This is a genomic window from Pseudomonas sp. RT4P38 (assembly GCF_054897765.1).
Genome location: NZ_CM142703.1, coordinates 2,803,078 through 2,828,937, shown reverse-complemented (window position 1 = coordinate 2,828,937; position 25,860 = coordinate 2,803,078). Strand labels below are relative to the sequence as shown.

General features: G+C 55.2%; 22 protein-coding genes and 4 pseudogenes. 13 read left to right on the top strand and 13 right to left on the bottom strand.

What is annotated here, in order from left to right:
• Nucleotides 1-102: 102 nt before the first annotated feature.
• Nucleotides 103-1,479, bottom strand: a complete 1,377-nt coding sequence (locus ACYZT7_RS13265) for an oligosaccharide flippase family protein (RefSeq protein WP_462041359.1) — start codon at nt 1,477-1,479, stop codon at nt 103-105.
• Between the two features lie 95 nt (nt 1,480-1,574).
• Here ACYZT7_RS13265 and ACYZT7_RS13260 point away from each other — a divergent pair, with 95 nt between their 5' ends.
• Both ACYZT7_RS13260 and ACYZT7_RS13255 read left to right on the top strand, forming a co-directional pair.
• Complete coding sequence (locus ACYZT7_RS13260; protein ID WP_462041358.1) at nt 1,575-3,098, top strand: O-antigen ligase family protein; 1,524 nt, start codon at nt 1,575-1,577, stop codon at nt 3,096-3,098.
• Between the two features lie 5 nt (nt 3,099-3,103).
• Nucleotides 3,104-5,728, top strand: a complete 2,625-nt coding sequence (locus tag ACYZT7_RS13255; protein ID WP_462041357.1) for a glycosyl hydrolase family 5 — start codon at nt 3,104-3,106, stop codon at nt 5,726-5,728.
• 75 nt (nt 5,729-5,803) lie between these two features.
• Here the strand turns inward: ACYZT7_RS13255 and ACYZT7_RS13250 are convergent, their stop codons facing one another.
• Entirely contained in the window at nt 5,804-7,450 is a 1,647-nt protein-coding gene (locus ACYZT7_RS13250; protein ID WP_462041356.1) for a phosphoethanolamine transferase, read from the bottom strand.
• Between the two features lie 200 nt (nt 7,451-7,650).
• Between ACYZT7_RS13250 and galE the strand changes: the two genes are divergently transcribed.
• Nucleotides 7,651-8,628 (top strand): UDP-glucose 4-epimerase GalE, encoded by a 978-nt coding sequence (galE, locus tag ACYZT7_RS13245; protein WP_462041355.1) that lies wholly within the window; start codon nt 7,651-7,653, stop codon nt 8,626-8,628.
• Between the two features lie 44 nt (nt 8,629-8,672).
• Here the strand turns inward: galE and ACYZT7_RS13240 are convergent, their stop codons facing one another.
• The 5 genes from ACYZT7_RS13240 to ACYZT7_RS13220 all read right to left on the bottom strand — a co-directional run bounded on the left by ACYZT7_RS13240 (nt 8,673) and on the right by ACYZT7_RS13220 (nt 13,615).
• On the bottom strand, nt 8,673-9,404 hold the full coding sequence (locus ACYZT7_RS13240; protein WP_461971090.1) for a CpsD/CapB family tyrosine-protein kinase: 732 nt from the start codon (nt 9,402-9,404) through the stop codon (nt 8,673-8,675).
• A gap of 68 nt (nt 9,405-9,472) precedes the next feature.
• Nucleotides 9,473-11,038: a GumC family protein gene (locus ACYZT7_RS13235; protein WP_462041354.1), complete on the bottom strand. Its 1,566-nt coding sequence runs from the start codon at nt 11,036-11,038 to the stop codon at nt 9,473-9,475.
• A gap of 20 nt (nt 11,039-11,058) precedes the next feature.
• The gene (locus tag ACYZT7_RS13230) at nt 11,059-12,114 is read right to left on the bottom strand and encodes a hypothetical protein (protein ID WP_462041782.1); all 1,056 of its coding nucleotides are present in this window, start codon (nt 12,112-12,114) and stop codon (nt 11,059-11,061) included.
• An 86-nt stretch (nt 12,115-12,200) separates the two neighbouring features.
• Nucleotides 12,201-12,758, bottom strand: coding sequence for a polysaccharide biosynthesis/export family protein (locus ACYZT7_RS13225; protein WP_462041353.1), 558 nt, complete (start codon nt 12,756-12,758; stop codon nt 12,201-12,203).
• A gap of 386 nt (nt 12,759-13,144) precedes the next feature.
• Nucleotides 13,145-13,615 carry a hypothetical protein gene (locus ACYZT7_RS13220; protein ID WP_462041352.1) on the bottom strand — a complete coding sequence of 157 codons (471 nt, stop codon included), beginning with the start codon at nt 13,613-13,615 and terminating at the stop codon, nt 13,145-13,147.
• 280 nt (nt 13,616-13,895) lie between these two features.
• Here ACYZT7_RS13220 and ACYZT7_RS13215 point away from each other — a divergent pair.
• Nucleotides 13,896-14,115: pseudogene (locus ACYZT7_RS13215) on the top strand (cytochrome C); the annotation flags it as partial.
• Nucleotide 14,116: 1 nt separating this feature from the next.
• On the opposite strand, the gene ACYZT7_RS13210 reads toward ACYZT7_RS13215, so the two are convergent.
• Nucleotides 14,117-14,770 (bottom strand): peroxiredoxin, encoded by a 654-nt coding sequence (locus ACYZT7_RS13210; protein ID WP_282376053.1) that lies wholly within the window; start codon nt 14,768-14,770, stop codon nt 14,117-14,119.
• Nucleotides 14,771-15,026: 256 nt separating this feature from the next.
• Between ACYZT7_RS13210 and ACYZT7_RS13205 the strand changes: the two genes are divergently transcribed.
• Nucleotides 15,027-15,743: a glycosyltransferase family 25 protein gene (locus tag ACYZT7_RS13205; RefSeq protein ID WP_462041351.1), complete on the top strand. Its 717-nt coding sequence runs from the start codon at nt 15,027-15,029 to the stop codon at nt 15,741-15,743.
• Between the two features lie 101 nt (nt 15,744-15,844).
• Here the strand turns inward: ACYZT7_RS13205 and ACYZT7_RS13200 are convergent, their stop codons facing one another.
• A complete protein-coding gene (locus ACYZT7_RS13200) occupies nt 15,845-16,174 on the bottom strand; it encodes a hypothetical protein (protein ID WP_347806046.1) in 330 nt (109 codons plus the stop codon).
• 183 nt (nt 16,175-16,357) lie between these two features.
• On the opposite strand from ACYZT7_RS13200, the gene potE reads away from it, so the two are divergent.
• The 3 genes and pseudogenes from potE to ACYZT7_RS13185 form a co-directional block, all read left to right on the top strand.
• Nucleotides 16,358-17,767, top strand: coding sequence for a putrescine-ornithine antiporter (gene potE / locus ACYZT7_RS13195; protein ID WP_462041350.1), 1,410 nt, complete (start codon nt 16,358-16,360; stop codon nt 17,765-17,767).
• Nucleotides 17,764-20,049: an Orn/Lys/Arg family decarboxylase gene (locus ACYZT7_RS13190; protein ID WP_462041349.1), complete on the top strand. Its 2,286-nt coding sequence runs from the start codon at nt 17,764-17,766 to the stop codon at nt 20,047-20,049. Before potE ends, ACYZT7_RS13190 begins: the two co-directional genes overlap by 4 nt.
• A 74-nt stretch (nt 20,050-20,123) precedes the next feature.
• A pseudogene (locus ACYZT7_RS13185) lies at nt 20,124-20,459 on the top strand (lipoyl synthase); the annotation flags it as partial.
• A 214-nt stretch (nt 20,460-20,673) separates the two neighbouring features.
• Here the strand turns inward: ACYZT7_RS13185 and ACYZT7_RS13180 are convergent.
• Nucleotides 20,674-21,054: a RidA family protein gene (locus tag ACYZT7_RS13180; RefSeq protein WP_462041348.1), complete on the bottom strand. Its 381-nt coding sequence runs from the start codon at nt 21,052-21,054 to the stop codon at nt 20,674-20,676.
• Between the two features lie 287 nt (nt 21,055-21,341).
• On the bottom strand, nt 21,342-21,701 hold the full coding sequence (locus tag ACYZT7_RS13175) for a DUF6124 family protein (protein WP_462041347.1): 360 nt from the start codon (nt 21,699-21,701) through the stop codon (nt 21,342-21,344).
• Between the two features lie 520 nt (nt 21,702-22,221).
• Here ACYZT7_RS13175 and ACYZT7_RS13170 point away from each other — a divergent pair.
• Nucleotides 22,222-22,569 (top strand): annotated as a pseudogene (locus ACYZT7_RS13170) (S-type pyocin domain-containing protein); the annotation flags it as partial.
• The gene (locus ACYZT7_RS13165) at nt 22,565-23,116 is read left to right on the top strand and encodes a DUF2931 family protein (protein ID WP_462041346.1); all 552 of its coding nucleotides are present in this window, start codon (nt 22,565-22,567) and stop codon (nt 23,114-23,116) included. The pseudogene ACYZT7_RS13170 and the gene ACYZT7_RS13165, both read left to right, overlap by 5 nt.
• Before the next feature lie 162 nt (nt 23,117-23,278).
• Here the strand turns inward: ACYZT7_RS13165 and ACYZT7_RS13160 are convergent, their stop codons facing one another.
• Together ACYZT7_RS13160 and ACYZT7_RS13155 are read right to left on the bottom strand one after the other, a co-directional pair.
• The gene (locus tag ACYZT7_RS13160) at nt 23,279-23,836 is read right to left on the bottom strand and encodes a hypothetical protein (RefSeq protein ID WP_462041344.1); all 558 of its coding nucleotides are present in this window, start codon (nt 23,834-23,836) and stop codon (nt 23,279-23,281) included.
• 1 nt (nt 23,837) lies between these two features.
• Nucleotides 23,838-24,608 carry a DUF2092 domain-containing protein gene (locus ACYZT7_RS13155; RefSeq protein ID WP_462041343.1) on the bottom strand — a complete coding sequence of 257 codons (771 nt, stop codon included), beginning with the start codon at nt 24,606-24,608 and terminating at the stop codon, nt 23,838-23,840.
• Between the two features lie 142 nt (nt 24,609-24,750).
• Here ACYZT7_RS13155 and ACYZT7_RS13150 point away from each other — a divergent pair, with 142 nt between their 5' ends.
• From ACYZT7_RS13150 to ACYZT7_RS13140, 3 genes and pseudogenes are all read left to right on the top strand, one after another.
• Nucleotides 24,751-25,152, top strand: a complete 402-nt coding sequence (locus tag ACYZT7_RS13150; RefSeq protein ID WP_461972806.1) for a hypothetical protein — start codon at nt 24,751-24,753, stop codon at nt 25,150-25,152.
• A gap of 187 nt (nt 25,153-25,339) precedes the next feature.
• Nucleotides 25,340-25,621 carry a DUF3303 domain-containing protein gene (locus ACYZT7_RS13145; protein ID WP_462041342.1) on the top strand — a complete coding sequence of 94 codons (282 nt, stop codon included), beginning with the start codon at nt 25,340-25,342 and terminating at the stop codon, nt 25,619-25,621.
• A 94-nt stretch (nt 25,622-25,715) separates the two neighbouring features.
• Nucleotides 25,716-25,841: pseudogene (locus tag ACYZT7_RS13140) on the top strand (DUF3313 domain-containing protein); the annotation flags it as partial.
• Between the last annotated feature and the right edge of the window lie 19 nt (nt 25,842-25,860).

Genomic DNA, 25,860 nt, shown 5'->3' with positions numbered 1-25,860 from the left:
TTCAACTGCACATCAAGGTCACATTTTTTTGGCGGCCGCCATCAACACCTCAATGGCGACGCTGTGCCACAGCTTTGGAAACATCAAGAGAAGTAGATCAAATCAAAGCCAGTTAGCAATACTCGTCAACAACTCCCCACACAAAGCCCCCACCGCCAGCATTGGCAGTACCACCACTTCACGCTTGAGATTGAACAGCCCCAGACGACGATTGACATAAAAAACCAGGATAAGCGTAGGAAACGTATACAGGGCAGCACCCCAAATCGCATATTTGACCCCGCCAATCGCCAGCAGCAGAGGCAGCAGCACCCACAACGAGACCACGCGAATAATGTTATCCATGGCCTGGTATTTTGTGTGCCCCAAGGCAATCCAGACCTGATGCGCCAGCATGTAGCGCATTGTGAAAAAAGAGAGTGAAAGAATGGCCATCATGTTCCCGGCCTGGGCGTAACGCTCATCGTACAAAACGCTGATGAGCAGTGGACTGCCAGTAACGAACAGTCCACATAAAAACAGACAGGCAAGATCGATCATCAATTTCAAGCGGTAGTACAAAGCCTGGAGCCGTACGGGGTCATTAGTTCTTGAGGCCTCACTGAAGGCCGGCAAGGCCACGGCCCCGAATATCTTTTGCAACCCAAGCTGAACAGCTCCCAAGATCAGCACGGCAATGGAGTAAACGCCCAGTTCGCTGGTCGTCATGCTGCCGCCGAACCAGATACGATCACCGTACATGGCCAATACGCCCACTGCCGACGACAACAGTATCCAACGGCCGAAGCCGACTAATTCCTTGAGCGCAGAACGTTCCCACTGCAGACGGTTAGGTGGGCCCTCGAACCAGAAGTGCCCCAGCAGAGTGCTGACCATCGCTGAGACCAGACCCGCAGCCACCAGTGACCAGATGGACCTGGTGAAGTAACCGATGCCCAGCATCACCAACAGCCCGGTGAGCTGGGACGCAAACTCGGTGAGTACCACTTTCTTTTGCTGGAAAGCGCGCACTGCCAGGTCGATTTTCGTCGACTGAAAACCAGTGATGATTGCCGAGAAACTGGTCACGGCCAACACCAGCGGCAACTCGGGTGCGGCGTAGGTGGAATTGACCGACCACAGATTGTGGGTCTGTGCAAACCAGGCGAGGGCCGCGAGGAGAAGTGTCGAAGCAAAAAGGATAAAGCCGCGCACGATCTGCACGGTCCAGATGGTATTGAGAAACACCGGATCGTCGCCACGCGGGCTCTGAATAATGTTCTGGCGCAAGCCGACGTCGGAAAGCAAGTGCAGAACCAGCGAAACGGTGATGGCGATCATCATGATGCCGAACATCTCCGGCATCAGCAGACGGGCCATTATCAGGTTGCCGCCCAAGCGAAAGGCTTGAGACGTAACCAGCGCCCCGAGATTCCATGCCCCAGCAGAGATCGCTCGCTTACGAAGGCCCAACGATGGCGACAAATCAACTAACGACATAACATCATCCCAGGACTCAATGGCTCAAAAGGAACTATAGTCGCGTTTGGCCATTCCACTAGCCGTCGCTCATCAATCAATAAGTCCAATCATCCATGCCTGAGCACTTCCGAGCGTTAATCGTCATTCTGGTCCTTGCTGGCGTCGTCTTTGCCATGGCACGTCGACCAGCAGCAGACCTGATTCCCGACCGTAATTTCACTCGTCGGCGCAATCTGTGGTTCGTATTGACGCTACTGGCCTTTGTTTCGCACAGTTTCTGGGTGTACGCAGGCATTGCCGCGATCGTTTTGACCTTCGCACGAAATAGCGAACGCAATCCCGTGGCGCTATTTTTCCTACTGCTGTTTCTCATCCCGCCGTCCCCAGTGGAGATTCCTGGCTTCGGCCTGATCAACTATTTTTTTGCCCTTAACCATGTTCGTCTGCTGGCACTGTGTGTGTTGCTACCGGCTTTTTTCGCTCTGCGCAGGCGAGCAGACACGGTCCCTTTCGGGCGCACCTGGCCTGACAAGCTGTTAGCCGCCAACATGCTGTTGACGAGTCTGCTTTACCTGCGCGAAACCACGGTCACCGACACTTTGCGCCAAACGCTCTACCTGTTCATCGAAGTTTTTTTGCCTTACTACGTTGCCAGCCGGGCGCTGAAGAACCTCAGCGACTTCAAGGACGCTCTGTTCGGTTTTGTACTCGCCGCCATGGTGCTGTCGCTTATAGGTCTCTTCGAATATGCCAAGCACTGGCAGCTGTACAGCGCGGTGGTCAACGCCATGGGCATGCAATGGGATCCCGGCTACTTGAGCCGTGGTGGCTCATTGCGCGCCAGCGCCACTACCGGCCAGGCCATTGCGCTGGGCTTCGTCATCAGCGTGGCCATCGGCTTTTACCTGTACTTGCAGGAAAATGTACGTAGCAAATTGCAGCGCAGCCTCGGCGCGCTGTTGCTCGCCGGTGGTCTGTACGTGCCGCTGTCGCGTGGACCCTGGGTCGGTGCAGCCGCCATGATCGTCGTGTTCATCGGCACCGGCCGTAAAGCGGTCAAACGCCTGATGCTGCTGGCGGCCGCCGGGGTGCTCGCCCTTCCCCTGCTGGCCATTGTGCCGGGCGGGCAAAAAGTGCTTGATCTGCTACCGTTCATCGGCACGGTGGAAGTAGAGAACATCACCTACCGGCAGCGCTTGATTGATAACGCAGTGATCGTTATCCAGCGCAACCCTTGGCTGGGTTCTTTCGATTACCGCAGCACACCGGAAATGCAGTCCTTGACTCAGGGCCAGGGGATCATCGATATCGTGAACACCTATATCGGCGTAGCGCTGTCGTTCGGTTTGATTGGTTTGACGCTTTTCGTGGTTTTTTTCGTCAGCGTTCTGCAGGGCATCCGCAAGGGCATGCGTTCGTTCCCCAACAAAGACGATGAGGCACGCCGACTCGGACGTGCACTTCTGGCGACATTGGCCGGGATCCTGGTCACCATCGTTACCGTCAGCAGCATCTCGGTGATCCCCGTGGTGTATTGGTCGGTGGCTGGGCTGGGAGTTGCCTATGCTCAGATGGCGCGCAGGCTCAAGCACACCTCAACTGCAGTCACTGCGAGTGCCAACCTTCAACTCAGGTAATGCCAATGACCACTCTGTTTCGCCGCACTCCTATGCAGCTCCTGGTTCTCCTGTGCCTTGTTGTTTGGCCGTTCAGGACCTGGGCGTCGGAATGGGTCGTCAGTGTGGATGAGCGCAATGGCCTGCCAATGCTGGTGCGTGGTGGCAGTCCGGTAGTTGCTACGACATTCTCGTTCTTTGGGAGGAACTGGGACTGGACGTATTTGCAGACCGAATTCAAGGTAAGCACCCCTTATCGATACTCCCTTGCAGGCAAAAACAAAGCGCTGGATTTCGACTTGACTGCGCAGATTCAGAAGCAAGACGAGCATAAGTTGACCTGGAACTTTACCCTGGATGCACACAGCATGAAGTGGGGCGTGTCAGGTGGCGGCATCGTCTTCACGTTCGACCCCGCCCTTTTCGCTGGAGAAATGGGCGAGCCCACTTTGCTACCCGACAACCGCGGCTGGTCCTGGGGGAATGCACAAGGGCGACGCATCGAAATGCGCTTCGAGCCCGCACTGGCGAGTGTGTACTTTGAATCGGGCGATAAATCCGAGGTGCGTGCTTTTTTCTACAAAAACACGATCAAACCTGGCCGCCAAGATTTCACAGCCACCTTGAGCGTTTCTGGCGATGTGGCGGTCGGCCCAACCAATACCGAGCGCTTCGGGCTATCGGACCCAAAGAGCTGGCCGACTGACAAGCTCGACTGGAAAACCTCGCCGGTCGACCTGTCCTTTCTCAACGCTCAGGAAAAACCTGCAGGCAAGCGCGGCTTCATCAAAGCCTCCGGCGAGCAATTGCTATTTGCGGACAACACTGCGGCGCGTTTCTGGGGCACCAACCTTTCGGCCTACACGCTGTTCCTCACGCCAGACGATGCAATCAAGCAGCAGGCCAAACGCCTGTCGGCACTGGGCTTCAATCTCGTTCGACTGCACCACCATGACTCGCCATGGGTCTTCCCGAACATCTTTGGCGACGGCAGGGTCACGCGTAACACTCAGCAACTGAGCCCGGAATCGCTGAAAAAAATCGACTGGTGGATCAAGTGCCTGAAAGACGAAGGCATTTATGTGTGGCTCGATATGCACGTCCAGCGAGTCTTTACTGAAAACGACAACATTTATGGCTTCGATGAATTGCCAAAAGAAGAGCAAAATTTTGCCTATCTCAAGGGCTATTCCTATGTGAATCTCACCATTCAGAAAGCCATGAAGCGCTTTACCGAAGCCTACATGACCCATGTAAACAGCTACACCGGTCTCGCCTACAAAGACGACCCGGCGATCGCCGCCGTCCTGATTACCAACGAAAACGACGTCACCCGCCACTTTGGCAACGCCCTATTGCCAGACAAGAACGTACCAAAGCACAACAAAATCTACATGGCCGAGGCCGAGGCCTTTGCCAAGCAGCACAATCTATCTGCAGACCAGACCTGGCGCGCCTGGGAGCCAGGCCCCTCCAAGTTGTTCCTTAATGATCTGGAGCGACGTTTCAACGTCGACATGATTCAACACCTGCGTGGAATAGGCGTGAAGGTCCCCATCGCCACGACCAGTAGCTGGGGCGGCGATAGCCTGAACTCCCTGCCGGCCCTTACCGCCGGCGACGTAATCGACGTCCATAGCTACGGGGGCTCGGGACAGATAGAGAAAAACCCGCTCTACAGCGACGGCATAGTGAACTGGATTGCCGCCGGCCAGGTCACCGGCAAACCCTTGACCGTCACCGAGTGGAACAATGAGCCCTTCCCGACACCAGACCGTCACTCGCTGCCACTCTATATCGCCGGCACCGCCCGCCACCAAGGCTGGGATGCACTGATGCAATATGCCTACAGCCAGGAGCCACTGGGGGGCGAAGGGATGAGTGCCGACAACTGGCACGCCTATAACGACCCTGCAATGCTGGCCACTCTGCCCGCCGCCGCCTTGCTTTATCGCCGTGCAGACGTTCGCGAAGCAACAACGACCTACGTCTTCGCGCCGACGCCAAGCACCCTGTTCAACCAAATGATCACACCGGCCAACTCTGCTCTACTGCGCACAGCCATAGAGAAAGGCAAGCTGGAAATCGCGATGCCACAGACGCCGGAATTGCCTTGGTTGCAACAGAGCGTTATCCCAAGCAATGCACAGGAATTTCATGACCCTCACCAGTCGCTGCTGGACGCCAATGCCAGCGAGTCCACGACAGACACGGGTGAGCTAAAGCGCAACTGGAAACAAGGCATCTACACCATCAATACACCGCGTACCCAGGCCGCTACCGGCTGGATCGGCGGTGAGTCGATCAGCATTGGCAACATTCAGGTTCAAGTGAAGACCGCCAACGCCAGTGTGGTGGTGCAGAGTCTGGACGACGCGCCTGTGGGCCGATCGCAGGATTTACTGATTTCGTTAGGCACCCGTGCCATCCCCCAAGACGACAAAAAAATACCTTTTTACGTTGAGCCACTCGAGGGCACGCTAACCATCCAGGCGCCGCAAGGCTTGACACTGTTCACCCACGGCATTCTGGGACAAATGAAGAAGCTGCCCGCGACCTACCTTGATGGCCGCTATACAATCAAGTTCGACGGCTTGCAGGCGTCGAACTGGTTGTTTTTGAAAAAAGGCGTCACGCAAGCACAGCCTTAGGCGACGCGCAGCCGCCCCCTGCCAATACAGCATCATCACGCACGCCGGCGAGCCAATAACCAGCTCGAGGGTTGCTTAATAGGTGTCAAAATCAAACGATGGAACATAGCCTGCACCGAGCATGTGTGGACATTTCGACGATACAAAATCTTCACTTAATAAATCATCCGAACTTTTGTACTTACTCGTGAAAACCCCTGTGAGATTTAAAAGAGTATGTGGCAAGGATGATATGCTGATTTTCTGACTTTCTCTTTCCTTCAGCTTTAAAAGCTTGAGCGATTGCTGGCTTGAAACATTATCGGATGCCCAGATAAATGCCGAAACCGGGAGGTCATATTTATTGCCTATTCCATGACCCAGGAGCCCTCGACTGTCATCCATCATGTTTTCACCATGATCCGATGAATAAAACAAGACAGATGGTTTTTTGCTTGACTTCAACTGATCAATAATTGTGCTTAATAGCCAGTCCGTATACAAAATAGTATTATTATATTCTGCGGTAATTTTGTCTTTGAAGCTGTTTGTTGACGGCTTGAATTTATCGAAATGTTCTGGGTATCGGCGCGAATACTCGAAATGACTACCCTTGACATGAATAAATATGGCTTTCTTTTCTGTATCGCTTTTCTTTAGTATTTTTTCATATTCTGAAATCAATGCTCCATCATAGCTTCTCTCAAAATATTGACGGTATTGTGCCTCTGCAGCTATTTGTGGAATTATTCCGCCAAAACTATCAACTTCCTGTACAGACAACCAATAGGTCATGTACCCGGCTGCGCGATATATACTCACCAATGATTTGGTTGACGCAATGGCGTCCCAATCCGATATAGGCTCAAGGCTCAGCATTGAAGGAACCGCGAACGAGGTATATGGGGCTGTCGTGCAGATATTATTAAACTTGAAAATCCCCGCCTGCTTACCGAGATTCGGGGTTGTTTCCTTGTTATAACCGTAGAGGGACCAGTTGTGCGGCCGTGATGACTCACCGATCACAAAAACAATGGTTTCTATATTTGATTGATTCGACATGCTGGTTATTTCTACATTAGATTCTTGACGGCGCTTGATAAGTTTTTCCGTCCCCAAATACAAGTCTGCAGTCAGGCCAATTTGCGATAAATAGCCTATTGGCGTGCTTTGATCTTTTGCAAGGAGATCCATGACCGCAGATTTCCCGAAAGAATTAAGCTTGACGGTTTTATAAAAATACGCCCCATATCCCACTAGCAAGGCGCTAACAACCAGAACAAAAATACCTTTGTTTTTATACAATTCGCGCTTATGCAGGCCTATTAATCCAGCCCCATAGCAAAATATGAAAATCACCAAAACGATACTGATGGACCGCCAGTAGGTCGGTAGAAACTCGCTTGCCTCCTGATGGTTTGTCAAGCCAATAAACATATAGGCAGCTGTTAATCTCGAGTTGAAATTTAAAACCAGAAAGAGATCAACAGTTGCTGCCAAATAGAACGGCAGTAGAATGATGTGAACCTTGAATTGATTGGATGAAATAAATCTAATTGCCAAAAGCCATAACACCGACATGCCAAGGGTGTAAAAGACCAATAAATCAATTTTAGAGTATTGATAGTTTGTTAGCGTTCTAACAATCAACGGTGATAGCAGGTATGACCACAATACTAAATTTGGCCATTCTGCTTTGAATATTTTTAATGAGTAATCGATAATTTTGGCGGAGTTTTTCATTTTATAATTATTCTCGCAGGATACCCATATGCTTCCTCAAGGGTAGCTCCAATTGGCGCGCTCGCTGTATCTTGTTCAAAATATTCTCTCCTTTGGCGTTCCAAACGTAGCGAGTCTCGGCTATTAATGGTCAGGCGGATCGCACTGACGTTGCAACCTGTGCTTGCACAGCAATAGTGTCCAGGAAATCGGAGATCAGGATGAAATTTTTGGTGGTGGGTGGCGCGGGTTATATCGGTTCGCACATGGTTAAACAGCTACTGCGTGCAGGTCACGAAGTGGTGGTGGCAGACAATTTTTCCACAGGCCATCGCAGCGCCTTGGCGGGCGGAAAATTGGTCGAGCTAGACATAGCCGACGCGCAAGCCCTGGGCGTCTTGTTTGCCTCACAACACTTTGATGCCGTGTTTCACTTCGCCTCCTTTATACAGGTGGGCGAATCCGTAACTGAACCTGCCAAGTATTACCAAAACAACTTGGCCGCCACCCTGACCCTGCTACAAGCCATGGTTCGTGCAAGAGTTAGAAACTTCATTTTTTCCTCGACCGCCGCTGTCTACGGTGACCCGGTGTACGTACCGATCGACGAGGAGCATCCCAAGGCCGCGATCAACCCTTATGGACGCAGCAAGTGGATGGTGGAGCAGATGCTTGAAGATTTCGACCGCGCATATGGACTGAAATCGGTCTGCCTGCGCTACTTCAACGCCGCCGGAGCAGACCCAGAAGGACAGTTAGGTGAACGCCATGAACCGGAAACCCACCTGCTGCCCCTGATCCTGCAAGCAGCCTCCGGACGCCGCGCAACCATCACCGTCTATGGCCGTGATTACGACACGCCTGACGGCACTTGCATTCGCGACTACGTCCACGTTGTCGACCTTGTTGCTGCTCACGCACTTGCCGTGGACTATCTACTGGCCGGAGGTGCAAGCACGGCGTTTAACCTCGGTAACGGTCAAGGGTTCTCAGTACAGCAAGTGATAGATACCGCGCGCAACGTGACTGGCCGGGATATCTCTGTCTGCGAAGCGCCACGCCGCGCTGGCGATCCACCACGCCTTGTGGCCGATCCCCGCAGGGCCACCAAATTACTTGGCTGGCAACCGCAATTTGGCTCACTTGAACAGATAGTGGCGCACGCCTGGAGTTGGGAGCAGAAGTACCCTTGGCAATGAAAGTCGGCGCTTGCCAATAGCGCCGATCTCCTGAGGGTGATGCTCTAGTAGTAAGAGCGGTTTTCGGGCTCGGCTTTGTTTAACACCGTACCAATCAGATTGGCTGTCCCAAGATGGTGCAGGCTTTCCTCGATCTCTTTCTTGCTGTTCAATCCATTAGCGACCACGAGCAGAACGCAGTCGAACTTGGGCAGGACGTTAATCACATCATCCGAACTCAACAACGGCGGCAAGTCGAAAATCACGATGCGTGAGTTGTAGCGCTCGCGCAGATCAGCAATCAAATGGCTCACTGCGGGCGATGACAGCACCTCGGTGGAAAGAGGAATCGGCTCACGCGTCGGCAGGACCACAAAGCGCGGCAAGGTCGGATTGACCAGTACATCTTGCAGATCAGCTTCATCTGCCAACAATTCATTAAGCGATTTATGCATCGGCAGACCCAGATACTCACCCACCTTCGGACGACGCAAGTCGAAGTCCACCAGCAACGCCGTCTTGGTCGTGTGATGCGCGATACTCATTGCCAGGTTTATAGCCAATACCGTCTTGCCTGCCTCCGGAGTCGGCGAGGTGATGGCGAGCGTGCGCCAGCCATTTTCTTCCATGATTTTTAGAACTTGTGTACGCAGTAGATCGAAAGCCCCGCCCATATTCGAATTCTTGTTGTAAGCCACAATGCGGTTGCGCTCAAGGTGCTCTGGCCGCAAAGGTACAACCTTGGTTTGCACATAACTGAGCGCATTCAGACCTGTGGACTGCGCGGTCGGTGTCATGGCTTTTGACGAGGTCTGTTGCTCGGCTTTTTCGGTATCGGGGTTGATTATTTCCATGGCTATACTCCTTATGCAAACCGGCCCAGAGCTTTAAACATCAGAAGATCCAGAGGCATGTAGAGGAAGTGCAGGAGCACCAGAAAGATCGCGATTATCACGACTCCACATACGATCAATAGCGTTCGCCACTTTCTGCGGCGTGCCAGTTCAGCCTTGGTGTGGATATAGGGAATGGAAACCAATACGCGCCTACCCAGCACGCTGGCCAAGGCCTGGGCACCGCGCACACGCTGACTCATCATCTCGAGGAGCATCACCAGTGCGCCAGCACCCACCGGGGCAAGCAGGAAGCCCATGGCAATCACTTTTTTGCGGTTCGGCCGTACCGGCTTTTCGGGAATCAGCGGTAACTCCAGAACAACAAAACGCTCGGCTTTGTTTTCCTGCTCCAGGCTTTCGGAAATTTTCGCACTCATTTCCTTGGTGCGAATCTCCTCATATTTTTTACGAGCGTTATCATGGTCACGCATCACCGTGACCATGGCGCGCTCGACTTGCGGCGTCTCAAGAATTTGCGCCTCGTAGTCGGCTATTTTTCTGAGTATTGCCTGCTTTTGATCGGCCAGCGACTTGATACGGGCTTCTGCTCCGGAGATCCGCGCCTGGGCCTTGGCAACGTCCAGACTGACCGAAGCCGCTGTACCACCAGCACCCACACCTTTGCCAGCCTGAAGTGCAGCAATTTTGCGTTTGACGGCACGCACGTCGGGGTGGGCTTGCGTATACAGCGACAGCAACCTGGTGTACTCGGCTTTGAGGCTACCCAGATCCTGTGGTTTATCAACTGCCGCACCGGATCCAGGCTTGGTCGCTAGCCCGGCATTCGCGGCGGAAAGCTCCAACTCATTGAAGCGCAAGTCCTCACGGGCAGTTTTGTAGTCACGGTCGACCTCTTTAAGCTCGGTTTCGGCGCGCGTCAACATATTCATGCGCAGCTCCTGATGCTCGGGCAGCGCGTTGCTGTGTGCCTGCTTGAAGTCCGCCAACCGGTTTTCCAGGGCTTCCAGTTCCACCCTGAGCTTGTCCGCCTCCTGCGTCAGAAACTCTGTGGTTTCACTGGCGCGTTCGGTGCGCTGCTTGATGTTTTCATCCAGAAACAGCGTTACCAGCTCGTTGGCAACTTTGTTCGCAATCTCTGGCTGCCTGTGCTCAAAGCCAAGACGGAAAGCAATCGTCACCTCTCCGCGCCCCTTAATGACAGCACTGACCAGGGAGACTGTAATCGCATTGCGCATTTCATCGATCTTCTCGGTAACGCTCAGTTGCCGGCTTTGCGAAGCAAAAAGATTGTATTTGTCGATGATCCCTTCCAGATGCTCACGGGTCATCACGCGCTGACGAATGACTTCGATGCGCTCATCGGCAAAGGTATTGTTGTTGGCCGCCACCAGGTCGGGCGAAATCTGCTGAGACTCCACCAGAATCGTGCCGGATGACTCATAGGTAGGCGGGAGAGATATCGCGACCGCTATGCAAACGCCGAGTATGACCACGAAACTCAGGATCAACAGCAGCGCATGATGCTTGATGATAGCAATGTAGTCGTTGACCGACATTTCATATTCAGAGGCCATATTTCTCACACACCTGAATTTCAGAGACCGGGATAACTATAAGTCACCGTCAACCCGACGACGTTTGCAGTGGCATCCGGCAAGCCATCTTGCTGGCGTTGTTTGTATGTGTAGGATAGGCGCGCAATCCAAAAAGGCGAGAGTTCTTGGCTAAACCAGGCACTGTAATTTTGCAGGGTATTAGGCGTCTGGCCTTTGGCGTCTTGCCAGGAGGCATCGAAACCGAGGCGTCGGGTCTCGTCGACGGCATAACTCCATGTACCCCTCAGGGCATCAACCTCGACGAAACCACCGTCCCCGCTGGCGAGAGTGCTACGACTGGCGTCGATGCTGGTATCAATACGCTCACCGGCATATTGCAACGCAACACCGCCCTGGCCTTTGGGGCCGCTACCTGTGCCGGACACTTGATTGAGACCCGCGTAGACTGTCCCCTTAAACCGCTCGGAGAGTTGGAAATTCAAGCCCGCCGTGGGGGTGTAGCTGTTTGAGGAACCCACCGCAGCCCCCTCCTCCGGCTCATAGCGCCTCACGCTAAAACGGGTGAACAGCTCGACCTGCTCACTCCATGCATAGTTCCAGCTAAAGCGGGTCGCCAGCTCGTCATAGTCGGTCAGTGAATCAACATCGTAAGTGACATGAGTGTAGTCAGTCTCGTTAACCAGGGTACTTCGCTCGCTGAGAGCAGTGCTCCAGTTGCCGCCCAGCAAATACATCTTTTGCGTGCCATCGGAGGCAACTACGCCGGTTTCCTGAACCACCGTGGAAAGCGTAGAGTTTTCTTCGTATCTCGCCGTCAGCCCAAAAGCACCCGTTTCGGTCTCGCGCTGCCACCCTAACTTTAATCTGGGGTCTTCACGGTCCGAAACGATGGACGTATCCGACGAGCGCACGATATTTAACCCGAGACCGAACTGGAACTCATCCCGCCCGGAAGTACCCACGAGGCTGTAATCGGGGGCGATGATGGTACGGGTCACCCCCTTCTCACCACTCGTAAGAAGCGTAGGGTTGCTGTCGTACTCGACCGTCGAAGGTACCGCTATTGCTGATTGCCACGTCGCAGCATAGGCCATGTGCGAATACGACAAAGCCAGGATTGCCGTAGCAACCCCGGTCGTTTGAAATCCAGTCAAAGTAATCCCTAGTGCATCGCGCAAGGCTATGGCACGACCAGCGTATCGCCGGCCTTAAGTGGAAAATTGGTAGACATGTCATCCCCTGACATCAACTCGCTGTAGTTGACGTGCAGGATCTCTTGTTTAGCCCCATTAGGTCGCACGACCTTGATTTCATCCTTGTCGGCGAATTTGTCGAGCCCACCCGACAGGCTCAATGCTTGCAGCACAGTAGTGAGACCTGACATCGGCACTGTGCCGGGTTTCACCACTTTGCCTTGCACGTAGACTAGATTGCCTGCGGGGTTCGTGATGACAACGCTCACCTGCGGATCGGGTATGAACTTTTCAAGTTTGGTCGCTATTTTCTGCTCGGCTGCTGTGGAATCAAGCCCTTCCACATCGACTTTCCCTGCCAGCGGGAAGGTAATGCTGCCATCGGGAAGTACGCGCAACTCCTTACTCAGCTTGTCTTCACCCCAAACGGATACAGAGAGTAAATCACCCGGATTCAACAGGTAAACCGGGGTTTTTTCGACGGCACTGGAAAGGCTGGGCCAAACGGCCAGCGTGCAGAGCACAGGTATCAATGAACGGAACATCGGAATCCCTCCGCCTAAGTAGCCATGCAAGGAGTTTAGAACAAAAAACCGAGCCAAATCACTCTATCCTAAATTCACCCCAAAGAAACGACTAAACAACAATCACCTGGAGCGTCTGGGCGGCCAATTCCGCCAACGCAACTCACCCGCGACCAGCAGGGCACCCATGACAGCAGAAAAACGTTATTTAACAATAGCTTGGATTAAACAAACCGCCCCCATTGCTTACCGCGCCAAAGTTAACTACATCATGCCAGCTGGAGCTGACTCAGCTGAAACACTGCGAACCTATTATCGCTGCCGATGCCAGCACAACTAACCGACATCAATAATTACCAACTAAGCATCGTTGCAAGACAGGCAAACATCCGCAAAAAATGCCCCCCCTATACCTTCCGCCGGTTGGCGACCACAATAAAACCAAACAACGCGGAGGAAAATAACCAGGCTGCTGCCTGAAGCGGTACGGCATTCGGCTGATTGATATAAGAATCAGATCCACCCGCCAACTCTTTATCCACTAACTGGTCACTGGTAACCGCCGCCATTAAACCGTCGCACGAAAAAGTATTGACAGTATTACCTGCCCCCGAACCAGAACCCATCATGCTGTTAGGCTGGTCATCATCCAAGATAGCGACGATCGAAGAAGCCAACCGCAGGCCACTTCCAACTGTTAACGGCGCGCCACTCGGGTGCTCTTCGAGAGCCTTGCCAAGTTGAGAGCCTACCCCTTCGCAAGCTTTACTTATGCGACTAATTTCATTGGGCAAACTGGTCGCCTGAACACTAGCAACGGCCGCACCATTGAGGATCACAGAAAACAACACGAATTTAATGACAAGTGTTGGGCGCATAACACCGCCTCCTTGCGTAGGGGGGTTATTCTTCTGTCGGTTGAAGGAATCTGTATCGGCTAAAATTAGCGTATGTGCACATCGCCATTACGTCAATAGCTCGTCACCATAATAAATCAAAATTTAATTTTACGGAGGATGGCGTCAGAATAACGACACGACAAGCACGTCAGTCATGAGAATCTATTAGTATGAAATAGCTTCTCGCTTGGGCATTAGCCCGCAACAGGACGCTCGCCTCCGACCCGGCGCAGCGCCCTGTACCGGGCGACGAAGCACTGTCGGCAACGTTCTGAAAGTACCCGGTGGGTGAGCGTTTTTGGTGCGGGTTCCCGGCATGTCGCAGTCCGCGACAAACAATGCGCAACTGGCCTTCCAGCGCCGAAGAAGTCTCGGCGCTGCGCCAGGAAACCCTGCTCGATTTCCCTGGCACCCGCGCCGAGCTGATCAAGGCAATGCGCGTAAAAGGCATCGCGATTGAAGACGGGATGAATGACTGACTTACTTCGGTTGCGCCACCGTGCGCAAATAAGGCTTCACCGTCTTGAAGCCATCCGGGTATTTCTTCTTTGCGTCCTCGTCGGAGACCGACGTAGGAATGATCACGTCCTGACCCGGACGCCAGTTCACCGGGGTAGCGACAGTGTGCTTGGCGTTTAGCTGAATAGCGTCGAGCAGCCGTAACACTTCATCGAAGTTGCGCCCGGCACTCATCGGGTAGACCAGCATCGCCTTGATCTTTTTGTCCGGGCCGACAATAAACACCGACCGCACCGTGGCGTTGTCCACGGCAGTACGAGCGCCCCCACTGGCATTCGGGTGAATCATGTCGTAGAGCTTGGCCACCACCAGGTTCTCGTCACCAATCATGGGGTAGTTGACCGCATGACCCTGTGTCTCTTCGATGTCTTTGGCCCAGGTCTGATGGTTACCGACGGGGTCGACGCTGAGGCCGACAATCTTGGTGTTGCGTTTGTCGAACTCCGGCTTGAGCCCGGCCATGTAACCGAGCTCAGTGGTGCAGACAGGGGTGAAGTCTTTCGGATGCGAGAACAGGATGGCCCACTTGTCGCCGATCCATTCGTGGAAATGGAGCGTGCCTTCGGTGGTTTCGGCGGTGAAATCCGGTGCTTCGTCGCCAATACGAATGGTCATGTGCGTTCTCCTCGCGGTGAAGGGTGGGAAACTCTCGGAACGATCCAGTATAGGAGACCTTCAAGACTTCGCTCTGCATCCCGCCGAAGAGACGCGCGCCGATTTTTACGAGACCAAACCTTCATCAGAAAATGCTGCCTATACTGCAATCCGGGGTCGATACCGCCTGTCGGCAGTGCTTAACGTGCGATTTTTTCCTAATTCTGCGAGCTCCCCAATCCAACCGCCCTGATTGTCTGCTCTGAGGACCTGACAGATGAATGTGATTGACTATTTTGATGGAGCAAGAATCATCAATATCCCGTCAAGAAAGGATCGCCGTATAGAAACAGTAGAAGAATTCGCTCGCTACGGCTTTCACATTGATGATGAAAAAATAGGCTTTTTTGAAGCTGTTACGCCCAGTGAGAGAAATGGCTTTCCGAGCGTCGGGGCCAGAGGCTGCTTTTTGAGTCATCTGGGGGTGCTGGAAGAGGCAATGCGCCTGAAGTTGAAAAATATCTTGATCATGGAGGACGACATACAGTTTTCCAGACACATTCCTCAATATGGGAGACAGGCCATCGAGTCTCTGAAAGGAATGGAGTGGGACATCGTCTATTTTGGGCATCCGTTTGAAGGAAATTCAAACTTGCCCGATTGGAAAGTAGTCGACCGACCCATACATTTGTCCCATTTCTATGCTGTAAACGGGAAAAGCATTGGAAAATTGAGGGATTTTTTATTACAGATTCTGGAGCGGCCGCCGGGACATCCTGACGGAGGTCCGATGCATTATGACGCTGCTCTCAATACGCTTATTCACAAGAATAAAGAGATTCTGGCTTACTATTTCACCTGGAATTTTGGCTATCAAAGGCCCTCGCGGACGGACCTGCACGAACTTTCCATCTTTGACAGGACGCCTCTCCTGCGGCCGGTAATGGATATGCTCAGGAGGTTAAAGGCAAAAAAACTGAGAAGAACTCGATAGTTTTCTGTTACTTCTTTCCCCTTAGGGAAGGTCTGATGTATTTACCCAGCCCGGCACGGCGCAGGAGCCGTGTCCGGGTGATGGTAGCGGACCGCACCTCGTCATTTGCGCGCCAACTTATACCGGACACATTCCTCATAAAAACTCTCGCGCAGGGCTGCGGGCTTCATCCGCGAATGACTGTCATAGGTCTGCTCGGTAATGCCCATCGCCATCATGTGCATCCACGGTTTGCTGAACTTGTAGGTATGTAACTTCTGCCGTGCTGCATACAGTGAAACCCCGGACAGTTTGAGTTCCTGGGCTCTCGCCGCGGTACCTGCGCCCCAGCTGCAAAGGTAACGATCGTTCGATGCCAGTTCTTTGGCCTGGACAGAGGCAGCAACGCTCGCCAAGCCTAACGAAATCAGCGCAACCATCACATTCCGCATTTGCATTCGATCCCAACTAACTGAAAATAAATTGATTTTGGTCAAAAGTTTCAGACTTTGGGGCCAGCAAAATGCCTTAAGTGAGCTATAGCCTGTTTTCTCAGTGCCTTGCGGACATTTCTTGCGGCATTTCAATCCTTTGCTATAGCTAACACTTCTCAATGCATCCAGTGAGGCAACGGAATGTCAGTCGCAAAGAAAATGACGGTGGGCCAGCTGACGATGTTGACAGCCGTCAACATGTTGGGCTCAGGCATTGTGCTGCTACCCACAAAACTCGCCGAAGTCGGCGGTATTTCCATTCTTTCCTGGCTAATCACAGCCACCGGCTCCCTGGCGCTGGCCTATGCTTTTGCGCGCTGCGGGATGCTCAGCCGAAAGACCGGGGGCATGGGCGGCTATGCCGAGTACACCTTCGGCAAGGCGGGCAACTACATCACGAACTACACCTATGGGCTCTCGCTGTTGATTGCCAATGTGGCGATCAGTATTACGGCGGTCGGCTATATCCAGGAACTGTTCCACATCAAGCTTGATTCACTGCAAGTGGGTCTGGCGACCATCGCTCTGTTGTGGATCACCACGTTCGCCAACTTCGGCGGCGCGCGAATTACCGGCCGGATCGGTGCGATCACGGTTTGGGGGGTGATTGCGCCGGTGGTGCTGGTGTCCACCATTGGCTGGTACTGGTTCGACAGCAGTGTCTACGCCGCCGGTTGGAACCCGCACAACATGGGCTGGTTCGAAGCCGCAGGCGCTTCGGTGGCGATCACCTTGTGGGCATTCCTGGGTCTTGAGTCCGCGTGCGCCAACACCGATGCTGTAGAAAATCCGGAGAAGAACGTACCCATTGCGGTACTTGGCGGCACCCTCGGCGCGGCGGTGATCTACATCGTCTCCACCAACGTCATCGCCGGTATCGTCGATAACCCTGAACTGGCCTCCTCCACTGCACCGTTCGGGCTGGTCTTTGCCAAGATGTTCACCCCTATGGTCGGCGACATTGTGATGGCCGCGATGGTACTGGCGTGCATCGGTTCGCTGCTGGGCTGGCAATTCACCATCGCTCAGGTCTACAAAAGCTCCGCGGACACCGGCTATTTCCTGTCGATCTTTGCCAAGTCCAACAAGGCCGGAACACCCATTGTCGGCATGCTGGTGCTGCTGGCAGTGCAGACGGCGCTGGCTTTTCTCACCATCAGCCCTGACCTGAGCAAGCAGTTCGACACTCTCGTCAACCTCGCGGTGGTCACCAACCTGGTGCCCTACATCCTCTCCATGGCCGCGTTGATGACCATTCAAAAGGTCTCCAACGTTCCGGCGGGCACGGCGCTGATAACCAACATCATTGCGTGGGTGGCGGCGGCTTACAGCTACCTGGCGCTGTACAGCTCGGGCGCGCAGGCACTGATGCTCGGCGGCGTGGCAACGATCTTTGGTTACACGCTGTTTGGCTTCGTCAACAACCGCCTGATCCGCCTCGAAGCGCTCAACAACAGCGTACCGACACAGACCGTCAGCGCTCAGCACATCACGGGCGAGCCGGTGCCGGTCAATAACTTGCAAGCAGTCACAGTGGAGGCTCAATCATGACGGAATATAGACATACGCTCGGGATGCTTACGCTGTTGGTCAGCAGCCCGCCGGACAAACGCACCGTCTTTGGTCGCGCCCTGCATCAGTTGATCAACGATGTGGAAGAACGCGCCGTCAGGGTGCTGGCGTCGGAAACCTTGAGCGACGCCACGTCGATCCTGTGTTCGGACCCGGCCATTCAATGCGTGCTGCTCAGCTGGGAAATGGACAAAAGCGAAGGCCACGAGGAATGCATCAAATTGCTGGTCCGCCTGCGTGAGCGCAACACGCGGGTGCCGGTGTTTTTGATCAGCGACCGCAGCACCGCGTCGAGCATTCCATTGGTGGTCATGCAGCACGCCGACGACTTCATCTGGTTGCCCGAGGACACCAGCCGCTTCCTCAGCGGACGCATCCTGGCGGCCATCGAACGTTATCGCCAAGCCGCACTCCCTCCCATGTTCGGTGCGCTGGTGAAGTTTGCCCGGACTTATGAGTACTCGTGGCACACCCCCGGCCATGCCGGTGGCACAGCGTTTCTAAAGAGTACGGCGGGGCGCGCCTTCTACGAGTTTTTTGGCGAGAACCTGCTGCGTTCGGACCTGTCGATTTCGGTCGGTGAACTCGGTTCGCTGCTCGATCACAGCGGCCCCATTGGCCAGGGCGAGCGCTACGCCGCCAAAGTGTTCGGGGCCCACCGCACCTACTACGTCACCAACGGTTCGTCGATGTCCAACCGCGTCATCCTTATGGCCAGCGTCACGCGCAATCAGATCGCCCTGTGCGACCGCAACTGCCACAAGTCCGCCGAGCATGCGATGACCCTGTCCGGTGCGATTCCGACCTATCTGGTGCCGACCCGCAACCGCTACGGCATCATCGGCCCGATCCTGCCGCAAACCCTGAGCAGCGACGGCGTGAAAGCCGCTATCGCCAGCAACCCGCTGGTCAAGCAAGGCATCGACCCGACACCCGTCCACGCCATCATCACCAACTCCACCTACGACGGCCTGACCTACAACGTCACCCGCGTCGAAGAGCTGCTGGGCCAGAGCGTCGACCGCCTGCATTTCGATGAAGCCTGGTACGGTTATGCGCGTTTCAACCCGTTGTATCGCGAGCGCTTCGCCATGCACGGCAATCCGGACGATCACGATGACTCGAAGCCGACCGTGTTCGCCACCCAGTCGACCCACAAGTTGCTGGCCGCCCTGTCCCAGGCCTCGATGATTCACGTGCGTAACGGCCGCAACCCGATCGAACACGGGCGCTTCAACGAGTCGTACATGATGCACGCCTCGACTTCACCGAACTACGCGATCATGGCTTCCTGCGACGTCAGCTCGGCAATGATGGAAGCGCCCAGCGGGCAAATCCTCACCTCCGAATCGATCGAAGAAGCCATCAGTTTTCGCCAGGTCGTCTCGCGCATGCACAACGAGATGTTGAGCAAGGATGACTGGTTCTTCACCTGCTGGCAGCCGCCGACCGTGCAGGTTGGCGCGGCCACCGTGCCGTTCCATGAAGTCGACCCGGTGCTGTTGAAGACTGAGCCGAATTGCTGGGTACTGCATCCCAACGCGGTATGGCACGGCTTCGGTGACATCGAAGAAGGCTACTGCATGCTCGACCCGATCAAGGTCTCGGTGCTCAGCCCCGGCATGGGCGACGACGGCAACCTGCTCGACTCTGGTATCCCGGCCTGTGTACTCACGGCCTACCTGGGACGTCAGGGCATCGTGGTCGAGAAAACCACCGACTTCACCATCCTGTTCCTGTTCTCCATCGGCATCACCAAAGGCAAATGGGGCACCTTGCTCAATGCCCTGCTCGACTTCAAACGCGACTATGACGACAACGTCGAACTGGAACTGTGCCTGCCGGATCTGCTGGCCGCCAACCAGACTCGTTACGCCGGCATGGGCCTCAAGGACCTGGCCGACGAAATCTTCGCTGCCATGAAGAAACACAAAACCACCGCCAACATGGCCCAGGCGTTCGGCACACTGCCGAAAGCCGAATTCAGCCCGGTGGAGGCCTACGAAAAACTGGTCAGAAACGACATCGAACGGGTGACACTCGAAGAAGCCGCCGGACGTATCGCCGCGACCGGGATCGTGCCGTATCCACCGGGCATTCCATTGCTGATGCCGGGTGAAAACGCCGGGCCTGCGGATGGGCCGTTGCTGGCCTATCTCAAGGCGCTGGAAGCCTTCGACAAATCCTTCCCGGGTTTCACCCATGACACCCATGGGATCGAAAGCGAGGGCGGGGTTTATAGCTTGCTGGTGTTGAAATGAGCTAGCGCCTGTACGTGCTGCGAAGTAAAAAAACGGGCGCCCTGAAGGCGCCCGTTTTGTGTGTCTTCTCCTAAGGTGGCACGGCGACTTTCATGATCATGGGTGACATCTGCACTCGCCGTTGCCCGTTCTGCGATGTGGGCCATGGCCGTCCAGAACCGCTGGATGTCGACGAACCGATGAACCTCGCTATGGGCGCGAAATCCGCGCGACCGGGGTCGGATTTCGAGTGGTCGCTGGATCTGCTGCTGAAGTTCAAGTTATTGGTCCCGCGTGTCCTGACCAAATCAGGCCTGATGCTGGGTCTTGGCGAGACCGACGAGGAAGTGATCGAACTCATGCAGCGGATGCGTGAACACGGTGTCGACATGCTCACCCTCGGCCAGTACCTGCAACCGTCGCGCAGCCACTGCCGCTCCAGACAATCAGATAAGGTATCGAGCCGTGTTCGCTGCCAGTAAGGGAGTCGCTTGGGATCAACGCCGCACGTTCAATGCTCAACACCGAATTGATCTGACGACGGCACAAGGGATCGAGCAGAATTTGAAATGAACGAAGCAGACTTTGCCAGCCCGCCCGGTGGCGGCCGCTCGCTGAGCGGGACCGCCGGACAAGTCCGCAGATTCAGCCCTTGGCCGCCATCGCGGTGACTTCCACGCGCATGCCTTCGACCGCCAGGGCGGCCACGCCAACGGCGGCGCGAACCGGCCATGGCTTGGCGAAGAAGCGCTGGTAGACCTCGTTGAAAGCGGCGCGATCGGCCATGTCGGTGAGGTAGATGGTCAGATGCAGAACCCGGTCCATGGAACTGCCGGCGTGCTCCAGCGCAACCTTGAGCGCCTGCAGCGTGCACTCGCTCTGCTCGATGATGCCGCCCAGCTCCAGACTGCCGTCGGCGCGGGTGGGGATCTGAGTGGAGACCAGCAGGCCGCCGAAACCGGCAACGTCGGAGGAGATGGATTCCGGATCAGGGTCGGGGAGGAAGGTGATGTCGTGGTTTGCCATGGGGATCTCTTGCTTGAGGTAGTAGAGGGGCTGTCGAGTATACGCTCCGCTATTTAGTGTTTAGGGCTGAGATAAACCCCAACGCGAACGAAAACGCGATACCCCGGGCCGCCCCCTTCAAAGGCAAGCCCACAGATGCGGTGAGCAGATACAACCAGCGCCGAGTAACCTGTGACGAGGGCGCTTGTCGGACCGCCGCACCGTCCCGCTGGGCCGCGCAGCGACCCCCAAAAAGGAACAACCGCCCAACCCAACGTCAGTTACCCACTCACGACAGCAGAACGCACCTATTCAGGTGGATCGATCAGATCCAGCAATCGGTTTGCCGTGATTTCAGCCACCATGACGCTGTTGGAAATGCCCAACAGGGAATAGCGCGAGCAACCATCCAAGAGGTCCACCAACTCGTGAACCATCACATCGACCGAGGCCAGCGTCTCGACCAAAAAAACCGCCAGGGTTTCGGCCGTGGCCTCTGGGTCCACGGAAAACAGGGTGCTGCGTGTTCGCGCGGTGGCTTTGATGTCGGCAATCGACGGGAAGTGGTAATCGAGAGCTCGCTCGGCGGCTTCGTTGAGTTTGTTTGAATCGGGTTCGTACGGGGACACCGGATCGGTGTCCGGCGGGTTTGGTGTGACCTTGAACATGGTAAATCCTCGTTTACTGATGGAGCTGCCACGTTCGTTTCCAAGCGAAGAGGTGGCAGCTGTACGCAGGTTGGAAAACCAGGGTAAACGAGCCCGGCAGACCCAGAAGGTCTCCCACGCACAGCCGCCATAACGGAATGCACATAGTGCGAAAAAGTACGTTATGAAGAGTGCCTTAGTGTCGTTTACCCGTCGAGTTTCCAAGCCCGACCGCTGAATTATCAGCGACACAGAAACGATAGAACCAAGGCCCACGACACACAAGCCGGCGGATTCTGGCGTAGTCGTAGGCAACGGCGCAAGGTCTTGTAGCTTTCAGGAAGTAACCTTGAGGGCGCTTAAACAAACCACATCCGGCGATGTTTAAAAGTGGGCGTGCACGTCAGATAGTGGGAGTCATCGATACTGGCTAAAGAATGGATGTTCGCCCGCATAGAGTCAAAGTGCCATCCGTTGCTTCGCCGATCCTCGACTGTCACCCTGCGGCCGTTCATCAAGGATCGGAACAAGGAATCAAGGATTGAGTGGCTACGTACCCAACCCGCCCAAGGGCTACCGCAACAGCGGCGTCGAACCCGTTGATATTAGCGCTCAGCAGTGGGCGCAATACAAAGACCTCCCACCCAAGCCAGACGCAAAGCCCAACCCCCTAGGCTGTGTGTTTGCCAAAAGCTGTAACCTGCCGGACGGCGAAATCAATCACACCAATCCAGCAGGGTTCGTCCCCGTTGAGGAACTGGCGGACTACGGGTGTGGGCCGTGCTGGCCACTGGGGCCGCAATCACCGCCGAATGCACCTCACTCCAACTGGGTAGGTGGCTCAACAACCGGTGGCGCCATTGCCCAGCGGCTGGGCGGCTCTCTTGCCGACAACCAGCGGACTCCCTCCGGCAAATCATCACCCTTTAGGTAGAAACGATGGTAGCGGCAAGGCGTTTCACCACACCGGTGGCGGCTCGGCCTCCGGCGGCCAACCCGATGACGGCACAGAGTCTGCCAAAGGTTGGCGAGGCGTTGGCGGTTCCGGCAAAGCAGTAATCGGCGCTGATCTACCCAAACGCATTTTCGTGCGCTGGCAGTCCATCGTGGAGCCGCAGACCTATAAAGTCTGGGTGGACATCCCCGAGCAAGCCAGACAGCTAATGCGCTCATCAATCATGCAACGTTGCCCGCAACCCCCGGCACAAGAGGCGCGATACATGGCCGCTATTTACATGGGCCTAGCCCCCGGCGGCGTCATACAGGTATGGGTCAGAGACTCATGCCACCGTCCCGTCGAGGTGGCGCATGCCCAAGCAGAGGTTGAGCCTTTAGGCCCCAGCCAAGGCAAAAATGAAGGCCGTTATGCTTACCCTGTGAGTGAAAAATCCAAGCGCTACATCGAACAATTCGCAATACCTTACGGCAGCTGGTGAGTGCCCAAACTGTCTTGCTCTGGAGAATCGCAGCGAGGTCGCTGTACTTGGGCGCCCCTGCTCACAGAAAAAGCCGGGAGGCGTAATCAAGTAGAAGCCATTCAACACTCGGCAACGGCTTTGGGTCGAAAGCAACCTGTCACCAATGGCATCACCTCCAACTCAAGGCGCATTCACCACCACATAAGTCACATCGCTGCCCTGATACTGCGGTTGATACCAGGTTGAACCGCATTGCATGTAAGCCGTGTTGTATTGGATGACTTGCACGCAACTGGTGGGCAGTTGCGCAGGCGTGAAGATGGACCCGACCACCGCTGCAGTCACCGCGACCGTTGCAGTGACGGCCGCCGCCGTGGCGATCGGATGGTAGTGATTGTCGTAGCCATAGCGGCCACGCCCGTCGACGTCGATGTCGACGTCGCGACTGTTGTCGATGTTGACGTTACGGGTGCTGTTGTTGATGTTGGTTCGGTTGCCGACAGTGTTTCCGGCGTTGACCCGATTCCCCGCATTGACCTGAGTCGCTCGTTGCGCGGTATTGCCGGTGTTGACGCGCTGCGCTCTTTGGGCAGTGGGCGCCGGCGCACGATTGACCGATGCCCTGGCGTGCCCTTGTGCGCGCTGGGGTCGGGCCTCCACATAAGTGACTAGGCTTAGCGTCAGTACCGAGGTGGTTGCGAGCGATAACAACAGGCTCCACGACATAGTCCTGTTCATCTCATTCCCCTTTCTGATCACTGGCTTTCTTCAAAGGAATCGCCACATCGCCTTTACCCGGTGCGAAGGTGAAGATCGAGTCCTTGATGCCCGGCTTCAGGTTCCAGTGGTAGATCGCGCTGTATTCCGGAAAGCCCGGCTGATCGGTGGTGGTGACCACCAGTTTGCACGGTAATGGTTTGTCGGATCGGGTGATCCACAACTGCCAGTCGATGCCTTCCTGCCGAAAGGCCAGGTGATCACAGAGTTGGCCTTTGATCGTCGATGGGCCTATGTACAGCGCCGCGTTCAGCGCATCGATCTGCGCCTGATCGCTGCCAAACAGAAACAGGTCCTCCATGGGTATCTGAATCCCGTAATGGTCTTCTATCAGGTGCAGCGTGTCGGACACTTTAGGCGGTGCATCCACGGTGGTGTAGTACTTGAGAAACGGCGAGTACTGGGTCAGTTTCTTGCCGTTGTAGAAGAACTCTCGCGTTCGAACATCACCTTCCGTCTTGGCATACATCCGATCACGACCCACCACTTTCAAGACAGTAGAGGCCTCGGTCTTGATCTTCTGGCCGGACTCCAGAACGACGTCGTGGGACACTTCGGCGTCTACCTGAAACGTCGACAGGCTGCGCAAATAGTTGCCCATATCGACGAGTTTATCGACCACCTGCGGGTTGACCGTCGGGGTGGCGTCCGGTGTTGGCGGATCGTCGGCACGCGCCACGGGGGTCAGCGTCAGGGTGAACAACAGGCAGAAAACACTCGCGTTGGCTTTCATTGATCCCGCTCCTGGCCTGTGCACGTGCTAAACGCCCGATATCAAGGCTGATTATTAAGCCTAGACGCGGCGTCATCCATTCGCCAGAAGGGCAAGAAACCCTATGGGCAAACCCGAGCGTAGCACTCTATGATTGAAGCCCATGACGACCACGCTTCCGATTCGCCCACCCTGCCCGCCCGGCGCCTGCGACTGCGGGCGTGACCCGCTGCTGGAAACACCGGGGGCGGACGTGCGCATTCTGTTCCTGACCCGTTCAGAGGAAAAGCGCCTGATCGAACGCCTGGAAAACCTCCAGAGCCTGAGTGACCTCGAGCGTCTGCAACAGCGGATGTACGAGCAGTTGGGCATCAGCGTGAGCATCGTTCCCGGTTTCAACGAAGTACGAACCATGCGCGGCATCGGTATCAATCTCGGCGATCAGCCGGGGCTATGCCGCAAAACCCGTCAGTCGATCCCGGCCGCGATTCGTCGCGGTCTGGAGCGGCGCCCGGAAATTGCCTACGCGCTGCTCAATGCCAACGACCTGTTGCGCGACGCGTGAAATCAGCCCCGCAACGAAACAGGATCAGCGGTCATACGCAGAGTCTGGGCCGCTGCTATGCCTTCTCATGGGAGTAGTGGTTTCAAGCCAGTCAGGATGAAGCTGGAAACACACGCGTGACCGTGGTCCCGGCACCAGCCAGGTGCGCGAAGAGAAACAGGTGCCAATCCGTAGCAGGAGGTGGCAGATGTTATTCATGGTCAGTTGGTCCATCAGTCCGGGAAACCGAAACGCCGTGATCAAGCGTTTTCTCGAAACCAAAGGCGCTCCACCCGAAGGCGTCAAGATGTTGGGGCGCTGGCATGCCGTCGGTGGTTCTAACGGTTTTGGCATCGCTGAAACGAGTGATGCCGTACAGATTCAGAAATGGGTGCTGCAATGGAACGACCTCATGAACATGGAAGTCCATGCGGCGTTGACCGATGAACAGGCGGCGCCGCTGCTGGCCGCCGCTGTCGGCAAGCAATAGTCGTTTGGGGCGGCGAGCCACGCTCGCCGCCTCATGCCTGCGTAGGGGCAACCGAACGTTTACCGCACGCATTCCAGAAATACCGGGTGGTGTCGTGGCCAAAGTGGTGCGTAAAGTCTTTGGCAGCACACTGTCAAACGCCAGCCAGAAGATCACCACCAAGGATTTCAAAGCGGCGATCGATAAACCGGGCACCGATTTGCAGGCGTTTATCAGGTAACTCATCAGGTAAAACCAAC